General features: G+C 55.9%; 12 protein-coding genes. 4 read left to right on the top strand and 8 right to left on the bottom strand.

Annotation, left to right across the window (positions count from 1 at the left end; genetic code table 11):
• Positions 1 to 275: 275 nt before the first annotated feature.
• Positions 276 to 1,277 carry a type I glyceraldehyde-3-phosphate dehydrogenase gene (gene gap, locus ACTG4M_RS16320; RefSeq protein WP_439124726.1) on the bottom strand — a complete coding sequence of 334 codons (1,002 nt, stop codon included), beginning with the start codon at positions 1,275 to 1,277 and terminating at the stop codon, positions 276 to 278.
• 277 nt (positions 1,278 to 1,554) lie between these two features.
• Here gap (ACTG4M_RS16320) and ACTG4M_RS16315 point away from each other — a divergent pair, with 277 nt between their 5' ends.
• Positions 1,555 to 2,193, top strand: a complete 639-nt coding sequence (locus tag ACTG4M_RS16315) for a ribosome-inactivating family protein (RefSeq protein ID WP_439124725.1) — start codon at positions 1,555 to 1,557, stop codon at positions 2,191 to 2,193.
• Positions 2,194 to 2,201: 8 nt separating this feature from the next.
• On the opposite strand, the gene ACTG4M_RS16310 is transcribed toward ACTG4M_RS16315, so the two are convergent.
• The 6 genes from ACTG4M_RS16310 to gap (ACTG4M_RS16285) form a co-directional block, all read right to left on the bottom strand.
• Positions 2,202 to 2,345: a glyceraldehyde-3-phosphate dehydrogenase gene (locus ACTG4M_RS16310; RefSeq protein ID WP_439124724.1), complete on the bottom strand. Its 144-nt coding sequence runs from the start codon at positions 2,343 to 2,345 to the stop codon at positions 2,202 to 2,204.
• A gap of 54 nt (positions 2,346 to 2,399) precedes the next feature.
• Positions 2,400 to 2,918, bottom strand: a complete 519-nt coding sequence (locus ACTG4M_RS16305; RefSeq protein WP_439124723.1) for a helix-turn-helix transcriptional regulator — start codon at positions 2,916 to 2,918, stop codon at positions 2,400 to 2,402.
• On the bottom strand, positions 2,915 to 3,454 hold the full coding sequence (locus tag ACTG4M_RS16300; protein ID WP_439124722.1) for a cytochrome b/b6 domain-containing protein: 540 nt from the start codon (positions 3,452 to 3,454) through the stop codon (positions 2,915 to 2,917). Before ACTG4M_RS16300 ends, ACTG4M_RS16305 begins: the two co-directional genes overlap by 4 nt.
• A gap of 56 nt (positions 3,455 to 3,510) precedes the next feature.
• Positions 3,511 to 3,759 (bottom strand): PepSY domain-containing protein, encoded by a 249-nt coding sequence (locus ACTG4M_RS16295; RefSeq protein WP_439124721.1) that lies wholly within the window; start codon positions 3,757 to 3,759, stop codon positions 3,511 to 3,513.
• Between the two features lie 176 nt (positions 3,760 to 3,935).
• Complete coding sequence (locus ACTG4M_RS16290; protein ID WP_439124720.1) at positions 3,936 to 5,195, bottom strand: MFS transporter; 1,260 nt, start codon at positions 5,193 to 5,195, stop codon at positions 3,936 to 3,938.
• A 245-nt stretch (positions 5,196 to 5,440) separates the two neighbouring features.
• Entirely contained in the window at positions 5,441 to 6,445 is a 1,005-nt protein-coding gene (gene gap, locus ACTG4M_RS16285) for a type I glyceraldehyde-3-phosphate dehydrogenase (protein ID WP_439124719.1), read from the bottom strand.
• A 180-nt stretch (positions 6,446 to 6,625) separates the two neighbouring features.
• On the opposite strand from gap (ACTG4M_RS16285), the gene ACTG4M_RS16280 reads away from it, so the two are divergent.
• From ACTG4M_RS16280 to ACTG4M_RS16270, 3 genes are read left to right on the top strand one after another with little or no spacing between them, the layout of a single operon-like run.
• A complete protein-coding gene (locus ACTG4M_RS16280; protein ID WP_439124718.1) occupies positions 6,626 to 7,018 on the top strand; it encodes a DoxX family protein in 393 nt (130 codons plus the stop codon).
• Positions 7,015 to 7,971, top strand: a complete 957-nt coding sequence (locus ACTG4M_RS16275; protein WP_439124717.1) for a DUF808 domain-containing protein — start codon at positions 7,015 to 7,017, stop codon at positions 7,969 to 7,971. Before ACTG4M_RS16280 ends, ACTG4M_RS16275 begins: the two co-directional genes overlap by 4 nt.
• Positions 7,972 to 8,017: 46 nt before the next feature.
• Entirely contained in the window at positions 8,018 to 8,314 is a 297-nt protein-coding gene (locus tag ACTG4M_RS16270) for an N-(5'-phosphoribosyl)anthranilate isomerase (RefSeq protein ID WP_439124716.1), read from the top strand.
• A gap of 93 nt (positions 8,315 to 8,407) precedes the next feature.
• Here ACTG4M_RS16270 and ACTG4M_RS16265 read toward each other — a convergent pair.
• Positions 8,408 to 9,247 (bottom strand): transketolase-like TK C-terminal-containing protein (locus ACTG4M_RS16265; RefSeq protein WP_439124715.1); only part of this gene is annotated, 840 nt, incomplete at its 5' end.

The raw sequence follows: 9,247 nt of genomic DNA, 5'->3' as shown, positions 1-9,247 counted from the left end.
CTTTGGCATCTATGATCCGCGTGTAAAGATTGCGCAGGTAATCATTTGGGGTGGTCGGTCCGGTGTCGAACATCGGGTCGAGATGCGTCTTTCCGGGGTTGAGCGTGCTATCGGTCATAAGGTCTCCTTTTCTGACCGGAACAGTTCCGGTTCTTGAAAAGGTAATTCCGCAGACGCGCTCAGGTTCCGGGGAGGGCTTACAATATGACGATCCCGCCAGTGTTTTGCGAGACAAGCAAGATCGGCGCGCTGGTGGGCAGCGCGCCGAAATCAGTTTAGATCAGCTTGCCCATTGCGACGGCGGTGTCCGCCATCCGGTTCGAGAAGCCCCATTCATTGTCGTACCAGCTTAGTATGCGGACCATGTTGCTATCCATCACCTTGGTTTGGTCGGTGTGGAAAATCGACGAATGCGGGTCGTGGTTGAAATCGGTCGATACAAGCGGTTTGTCGGTATAGCCAAGGATACCCTTGAGAGGGCCATTGGCAGCTGCGCGAATTGCATCGTTGATTTCCTCAACTGTGGTGTCGCGCGAGGCAGTGAACGTCAGGTCGACCACCGACACGTTCGGGGTTGGAACACGGATCGCAACTCCGTCAAGTTTGCCATTGAGTTCTGGCAGAACCAAACCGACAGCCTTGGCAGCGCCAGTGGATGTAGGGATCATGCTCAATGCAGCGGCACGGGCGCGATAGAGATCTTTATGCATCGTATCCAGCGTTGGCTGATCCCCGGTATAACTGTGGATCGTGGTCATGAAGCCGCGCTCGATACCGATTGCGTTATTCAGAACATAGGCCACCGGAGACAAGCAGTTGGTGGTGCAGGACGCATTCGACACGATCAAGTCGTCGGCTGTCAGGCTGTCGTGGTTGACACCGTAGACGATGGTCTTGTCCGCGTCTTTGCCGGGCGCAGAGATCAAAACCCGGCTTGCACCGTTTTCCAAATGCGCCTGGCACGCCTCTTTGCTGGTGAAAATGCCGGTGCATTCCAGAACCACGTCTACATCCGCCCAAGGCAGGTCGGCTGGGTTACGCATTGCTGTTACTTTGATCGGTCCACGGCCCACATCTATGGTGTCTTCCGAGGTTTTGACCTCAACCGGGAAACGACCATGCACGCTGTCATATTGCAGCAGATGCGCGTTGGTTTCTACCGGACCAAGATCGTTGATCGCGATGACCTCGATATCGGTGCGACCGGATTCGATGATCGCGCGCAGGATGTTGCGGCCAATACGTCCAAATCCGTTAATGGCGACTTTGGTGGTCATATCACAGTCCTCATTGGTTCTGACAGGGTGTGCTGCCCAGTGTTGTTACCGCTAACAAACAGAACAACGCAAAGCTGTCAAGCAATGCGCCTGCTGTCGTCCGATCAGGGCAGAGTGCGTAAACACGCCTACATAGCTTTCGATTTTTGACACAAGTACTGCCCTCTGCGTAACATAGGAACATTGTTTTACAGACGTTCTTGCGGCGCACCAGTTCCCCATCTTTGATTTTTCAGGGCATTTACCAGTTCTGCCGCATATCATTTTAGGACAGACCATGGCACTGAACTTTGATATTCTCGGCGGGCAATATCTTGATATGATCAAGGCATTGCGCACATCCTTTTCGCAACGATCCCCAGTCGTTCTTGACGTTACACTTGGCGGCACGCTCAACGGTAAATCGAAATCCGTGACGATCGGTATTCAGACCGCAGCACCGTATTATGTGCAGACCATCAACGGGCATAAATTAACTGCGGCAGAGGAAAGCTATGCCAACAAACCGATGCCGCATCCATTTAACCTGACCCATATCCATGCGGCGTTGGGCGTGGCAGGGCCGCAGCGCAACGAGGTGGATAAAAAGGCGTTTGTTTCGCTGATTTTTATCACGTCAGAGGCGGCACGGTTCGAACCTTTTGCGCAGCACATCAATACCCTCATCAAGGATGGCGACGGGGCCCGGGTTCTAGATTACGAACGGGCGCGATTTTACATGAACAATTGGAAGAACCTGTATGATCTAACGTACGGCGATGGCGCGATGTATTTCAAACCATTGACCGAAGCGAACATGCACAACTGGAATTACTATCATGACATCGTGGTGCGAAAGGGGGATGGGAATATGAACCTGCCCTTCGCGGAAACGCAGGCCAGCTTGCGTCCCAAGTCGCTGCGGGATCTGCGCTAGTCATCAGATCAGCGCCAGAAAGCGATCCAGTCCAGCAAATCAACCCCTTTGGCGGCCAAAAACAACAGGCCTTCACCGCCTGTCAGAAAGGCGTCAATTCCAATCCCGCCAAGGATCAACAGGCCCAAGCCGATTGCCAGTGAATTGGTCATTGCACACACGCCTCTTTGCACTTGCGCGCACCATGCCAGAGCGGTTCAGGCTTGTCACGCAGCCTGGTCTTTCGTCGCTTGCGGGATCGACATCAGGTCTTCGATGAACAGTCCGATAAAAGACCCGCGACCGGTGGCTCCGGCCTTGCGGTAGATTGCGTTCAGATGCGCTTTGACGGTGCCCTCGGCTGACCCTCGCAGTTCCGCGATTTCGGCAATGCCGAAGCCCTTGAGCGTGAATAATGCCACATCGCGTTCGGATGGCGTCAGCGCCCATGCCTCAAACCTTGCGTCAACGATGTCGTGAAACGCGCCTGCGGCCAATCCAAGTTGCTCTTCAAGGTGCGCTTTGCGGCGCAGCAGAGCGAAAAGATATCGCGCTTCGAAAACGACGCCCGCAATCAAAGCCAGCACAGCCAAAAGCTCGATCACGAAATGGCTCGAGACGAAGGCACCAAACCCCATGTCGAACCCATCTACCGCCACGTCCCAGAGGAAGAACGCCGCGCAAAGAACTTGCGCGACGATCAACACCAGTAAAGACATCGGTTTTGTGGAGGAATGCAGGGTCACGGGTCTGTTCTGGCTCCGTCCGGCACGTTCTTGACACCGGTTATCATGGCGCGGGGCAGGTTGACGCCTGTGCGGCGGCTTTCCCAGATCACCGCAAGAATGTGCAGCACAATCGAAATCTCGGCCCAAGTTACCAAGGCCTCGTGGGTTTCTTCAACCCAATCCACACCCCAATAGGCGTTCGTCGTCATCATCCAGCCGGTCAATCCAATCAGCAACACCGCCACAAGCAAATTAAAGATCATCAGCGCACCCAAAGGTGTATGGCCAAGATGCAAACGTTTCCGGCCCGTGGCCATATCGGACACCTGTGCAGTGATGGTTTTTGAGGTTGGCCAAAAAGATGCAAATTTTGCGTAATGCGGACCAACCATGCCCCAGACCAGCCGCGCCGCAATCAGGGCCACAAGGACGTAGCCGATGTTTTCATGCAGCTTGCTTTCATCGTCGGTGAACAATGCGTTGGCGGCAAACCCTGCCACCAGGGACCAGTGGAAGATCCGGACAAACGGATCCCAGATTGTATACTTTGTCATGTCAGGCTCCGAAGAATGAGTGGCGGTCCGCATGGATCATGCGGACCAGCAGGCGATCAATCGTCGGCTTTTGTGCGGACCACGTTCAGCGCGGCATCGAGATAAAGCTCAAGACGCTCTCCGTCTTTGAGAACGTACGCTTCGATCATGCCGTCCTCCATTTCGATCTTGCGCACCTCGTAGCCTTCGGCGGTCAACTTGGTGCGGATTTCAGTCATGCGTTCTGTGGTCAACGCATCGTCGCTGGATGCAAAAACTGAAGCGGGCAGGGCAAGCGCAAGCGCGAGAGCAAGAATACGTGTCATTTGAGGTCTCCTTTAAGGGTCATGCGGTGCAGCTACATGCAGCGCCGATGAACCCAGATTGGCACCTCGAAGGGGGAGAAAACATTGATCAGCAGTTCAATACAGGACCTGTCCAACTTTGGTTTAGAGCTAAAAACCGCCAGTCTTGGTGCGATGATGCGCCTTGAGTTGCATCGTCAGGTATCTGCCTCACGTTCGATCTCTGCTTGTTCAACGGCCCAGGCTCCAGCTGCCTCAACCGCAACAGGTGATGCGGTTGGCAATACGCCTAAATAGCTGTCGGAGTCTGCAATCGGTGCGGCAGCACGCTGTGTCATCCGGTAGAGTGCATAGGCTCCGATACCGACGAAGGTCACGCCCAGGACCAACCAGAACATTTGTGGCCCGTACGACTCCATAGCGGCCCCGGCGGCAAGCGGCCCCAGAATGGCACCAATCCCAAAAATCATCACCAGCCCGCCTGATGCTGCCGGCATATCCGCAGGATCAAGCGCGTCATTCGTGTAGGCCAACAGCAGCGCATAAAGCGGAGTTGTCACGCCTCCCGCCAGAAAGGCAGCCGCCATCAACATCCAAATGTCTGGGCCGTTGATCCAGCCCAGCACGCAGAACGTGGCTCCAAGGACCGCACACCCAAGGATCAGGCTGCGGCGATCCATGCGGTCGGATAACCATCCGATGGGAAATTGCAGCAAAAGGGCCCCGCCGAAGAGCATCGCAATGAACAATGCGATTTCATTCGCGCTCATGCCGATTTGGCTGCCATAAACCGCGCCCATCCCTGATTGCGTCGCGTATATCGTGCCCAATAGAAAGATCCCGACTGTACCCAGCGGTGAATTTTTGAAAAGGGTTCGCAAAGGCATAGGGCGTGTGACATCTGCCGCGGGTGTCGGCGTGACGGATAGCAAGATCGGGCCGAACGAGATCGAGACAAGAATGGACGCACCAATGAACAAACCGGCGGTCGCCGCGTCCCCCAGTGTTAGAAGCCCCTGTGCGCCAATGATGCCCAGCGTCTGGGCAATCATGTAAGCTGATAGAACTTTGCCGCGGGTCTCATTGGTGGCGGATGCGTTGAGCCAGCTTTCCGCCGTCACATAGATACCGGACATGCAGAACCCGACCAGTACCCGCAGCACCGTCCACAGGATCGGGTCGGTGAACAGCGGAAAGGCAATAAGGCCCGCAGACATAAAACTGCCAAGCGCCGCAAACACGCGCACGTGACCCACACGGCGGATCATGCCCGGAGTAAGTCGCGCAGCGGACAAGAACCCAAGGAAATAGCCGGAAGCAACAATCGCCAGATCCGTGGCCGAAAACCCTTCGATCCCGCCGCGCAATCCGATCAGTGTGAAATGCATGCCGTTACCCAGCATGATGAACACGATGCCGATCAAAAGGGCCCAAATGCCCGAGAATATCTGGAACAAGGCCGTTACTCCGAAGCGATGCGTGGCGGTACTGCGCTTCAAATTAGGAGAGGGCGTTGTTAATGCTAATGCTGCAGCGCCGCATTAAGCGTCTGTGGCGACAGTTTTGAACAGAGCAACCAACACGGCCCGCAAACGCGTCAAGCGTCACGGGCCAAGTATATCGTGTTTAGAAAGACGTTTATTGTATTAAAGCAGGCTCTTAAGGCGCTGAAACCAAAATAACCAAAGAGGAGCGACTGCGTTTAGTGCAGCAACCGCCCCATAGCTCCGGCGACATCGGCCATGCGCGCCGAGAATCCCCATTCGTTGTCATACCACGCCAGAACACGGACCATACGCTTGCCAACTACCTTGGTTTGGTCCGGCGCAAAGATAGACGATTGCGTTGTGTGGTTAAAGTCGATGGACACCTTCGGTTCCGGATCATAGGCCAGAACGGTGCCCATATGGGTCGCCGCGGCCTCTCGGATCACCTCGTTGACGTCGTCGACCGTGACGTCTTTGCCCGCATAAAAGGTCAGATCAACAGCAGACACGTTCGGTGTTGGCACGCGCACGGCAGAACCATCCAGCTTGCCTTTGAGGTTTGGCAACACTTCACCCAACGCCGCAGCTGCACCGGTTGAAGTTGGGATCATCGCCATCGCGGCCGCGCGTGCGCGATAAAGGTCGGCGTGACGTCGGTCGAGCGTCGGTTGATCGCCGGTGTAGGAATGGATCGTTGTCATGATGCCTGACTCGATTCCAATCGCCTCGTCGAGCACCTTGGCCAGAGGGGCCAGACAGTTCGTGGTGCACGACCCGTTTGAGATCATCGTGTCACCTTCGACCAATGAGCGGTGGTTGACGCCGTAAACAACGGTTTTTTGAACATTCTTGGCAGGAGCAGAGATCAGAACTGATTTCGCGCCGCGCTCCATGTGAACGCCAGCTTTGGAGCCATCGTTGAATTTTCCGGTACATTCGAGCACGACATCGCAGCCTGACCAGTCAAGTTCTTGCGGATCGTAGGTCGAAAAAACCTCCATCGGGCCACGGCCCAGATCCATCGTGTTGCCTTTGATCGTCACGTCGCCGCCAAACCGGCCATGTACACTGTCATATCGTAGTAGATGGGCGTTGGTCTCGATCGGGCCGGTCGCGTTTATCTTGACAACCTGAACGTCATTGCGTGAGCTTTCCGCGATATGCGCCAGAGTGCACCGGCCGATCCGACCAAATCCGTTGATTCCCAAAGTGACAGTCATGGATGTGCCTCCTGCGCAGCGTGATTGGTCGCGGTATACGGGTGCATGCTGCAATCGCAAAGTAAAAATATGTTTTTTCACAATATGTTAGCGCAAAAGGTGACAAGGCCGCGCATGATGGCGCTAACGTCGCTAGACGGTTTGCGGTAACACCGGGGGGATGTTGCGGAATCGGAATTAATGGCACGCCAGATGGATGTCTTGGTCTTCGTGGGCCGAAGCCTTATCGCAGTCCTGTTTTTGTCAGGCGCGGCGCAAAAGGCCGTTGATCCAGGCCCGGCGATGGCGCTTTTGACTGGGTTGGGGCTTCCAGCCATCCTGGTCTGGCCCGCACTGGTGTTCAACGGATTGGCCGGGTTGGCTGTCTTGGTTGGATGGGCGGTCCGTCCCGTGGCGGCGGCTCTGGCGGTCTACTGCGCCGTCACCAGCGTATTTCATCTGATCCCATCGGATCCGTGGCAAATGAGCATCTTCGTCAAGAACTGGGCGATTGCGGGGGGCTGTCTTGTGCTGGCGGCCCATGGCCCGGGGCGCTATGTCTTGGGCAAAGCAGACAGCGGAGCGCAGGTATGAGTGGATTGTTGGCCCTTCTCGATGACGTTGCAGGCATTGCCAAAGTCGCAGCGGCATCGATTGATGATATCGGCGCAGCTGCAGCCAAGGCAGGCTCGAAAACAGCAGGCGTTTTGATTGACGACGCGGCAGTGACGCCAAAATACCTGCATGGATTCGAGCCGGCCCGAGAATTACCAATCATATGGCGCATTGCGCGTGGGTCGCTGATCAACAAGCTTGTATTCCTGCTTCCCGCGGCTTTGCTGCTATCGACCTTTGCACCGTGGTTGATCCCACCCTTGTTGATCCTGGGTGGCAGTTATCTGTGTTTCGAAGGGGCCGAGAAAATCGCCCATGTGCTGATGCCCCATGACGACCATTCGGGTGGTCCCGATGGCAGCCATGACATCGAAGATCCGCTTCATCTTGAGGAAGAAAAAATCAAGGGTGCGATCAAGACGGATTTCATTCTATCGGCCGAGATTATGACCATCGCTTTGTCGGTGATCGAAGCGGGCAACATCTGGATGCAAGGCGCGACCTTGGCTCTGGTCGGTGTGATGGTGACCGCAGGCGTTTATGGCGCAGTGGCAGTGATTGTTAAGATGGACGATGTCGGCTTGTGGCTCAGTCAAGTCGGCCGATTGGGGCTGACACGAGCGCTGGGGCGCGGCATCGTGAAGTTCATGCCGTGGTTGCTCAAATCGCTCACAGTGGTGGGCACGGCGGCTATGCTCTGGGTCGGCGGATCAATCATCGTGCATTCCGTGGCCCAGATGGGTTGGCATTGGCCAGAAGACGCCATTCATCATCTTGCAGTTGCCTATGGTGGCGGCCAAGGCTTTGTGGAGTGGGCGATCACAGCCGGAGTTGATTTTGTGCTTGGCTTGATTTGGGGGCTGATCCTTATACCCATTGGCGTCAAGATCATCGGCCCGGTTTGGTCGGCGGTCATGCCCAAAGGTGTCTGAGCGGTGTTACGGCAATTTTAACCAGTAACGCTCTATCATGGGCGTTATGACGGTGCCCAAATATCTTGAATCCGCAAACTGGATAAACAACATGTTCTCGGCCAAGGCCGTAGGGCGTGGTGGGGTCATTCACCGGGCTGTCCGTGACGTGGAGCGTTATGCAGGTCGCGATGCCTTTGTACACGAGGTACACAGCCGTGGCTTTACCTTGGTGGAAAACGGGGATCAGTTCGTTGTCTTCTGCAATCGCGATCCGGTGCGTTTGCTCGTCAACCGTAATGCGTCGACGCTGTCGCAACGGGCGTCGCCCACTGTAAAGCGCTGTGATGTGCCAAGGATTTGAAAGTCGCTTAGAGAAACGCGTCAATGCGGTCTGCCCAGGCATCGGTGCACCAAAAACTGGCGACCCCGAAATACTCCGGAGCCGCCAAATCGTTTACGTGCGGGGGTCAGCTTGCCAGCGACCTTCGACCAGATCGCGCACTTTCTGCGCAACCGCATCCGCCGTGATGCCAAACTTTTCGTAAAGCGTCTCGGCAGGGGCCGACGCACCAAAACCGTGCATGCCGACAAATCCGGACTTTTCACGCTTGCCACGCTCACCAAATAGCCACCGATCCCAGCCAAAACGCATACCAGCCTCGACCGCGACACGCACCGGACCGCCTGGCAAAACGCGTTTGCGGTACTTCTCGTCCTGTTCTTCAAACAGTTCCCAGCACGGCATCGACACAACCCGCGTTCCGATCCCTTCGGCGTGCAGGATGTCGCGTGCCGCCATCGCGATTTCGACCTCGGACCCGGTCGCCATCAGGATCGCCTGACGCTTACCTTCGGCATCGGCCAACACGTAAGCCCCCTGAGCTGTCATATTCTTGGTTTTATGTTCGGTCCGGACGGTCGGCAGGTTCTGCCGGGTCAACGACAGCACTGACGGCTTCTTGGTCTGTGTGAACGCGATTTCCCACGCCTCAGCGGTTTCTACAGTGTCTGCTGGGCGGAACACCAGCGTGTTGGGTGTCGCACGGCTGATCGCCAAATGTTCGACCGGCTGGTGTGTTGGGCCGTCTTCACCCAAACCGATGGAATCGTGTGTCATCACGTAAACCGTGGGCACACGCATCAATGCCGACAACCGCATCGCGGGCCGAGCATAATCGGTGAAACACATGAACGTGCCGCCATACGGGCGAATGCCGCCGTGCAGTGCCATACCGTTCATCGCGGACGACATGCCATGTTCGCGGATGCCCCAATACACGTAACGCCCCTTGCG

It is taken from the genome of Marivita sp. (assembly GCF_965656765.1).
GTDB lineage: Bacteria > Pseudomonadota > Alphaproteobacteria > Rhodobacterales > Rhodobacteraceae > Marivita.
The sequence above is the reverse complement of the archived record's forward strand: the minus strand, read 5'-3'. Positions and strand labels throughout refer to the sequence as shown.

Coding starts and splice junctions, on each gene's coding strand:
- ACTG4M_RS16275 (WP_439124717.1), top strand. CDS start 7,015: ATGAGTGGATTGTTGGCCCTTCTCGATGACGTTGCAGGCATTGCCAAA.
- ACTG4M_RS16280 (WP_439124718.1), top strand. CDS start 6,626: ATGGCACGCCAGATGGATGTCTTGGTCTTCGTGGGCCGAAGCCTTATC.
- ACTG4M_RS16295 (WP_439124721.1), bottom strand. CDS start 3,759: ATGACACGTATTCTTGCTCTCGCGCTTGCGCTTGCCCTGCCCGCTTCA.
- ACTG4M_RS16315 (WP_439124725.1), top strand. CDS start 1,555: ATGGCACTGAACTTTGATATTCTCGGCGGGCAATATCTTGATATGATC.
- ACTG4M_RS16300 (WP_439124722.1), bottom strand. CDS start 3,454: ATGACAAAGTATACAATCTGGGATCCGTTTGTCCGGATCTTCCACTGG.
- gap (WP_439124726.1), bottom strand. CDS start 1,277: ATGACCACCAAAGTCGCCATTAACGGATTTGGACGTATTGGCCGCAAC.
- ACTG4M_RS16310 (WP_439124724.1), bottom strand. CDS start 2,345: ATGACCAATTCACTGGCAATCGGCTTGGGCCTGTTGATCCTTGGCGGG.
- ACTG4M_RS16270 (WP_439124716.1), top strand. CDS start 8,018: ATGACGGTGCCCAAATATCTTGAATCCGCAAACTGGATAAACAACATG.
- gap (WP_439124719.1), bottom strand. CDS start 6,445: ATGACTGTCACTTTGGGAATCAACGGATTTGGTCGGATCGGCCGGTGC.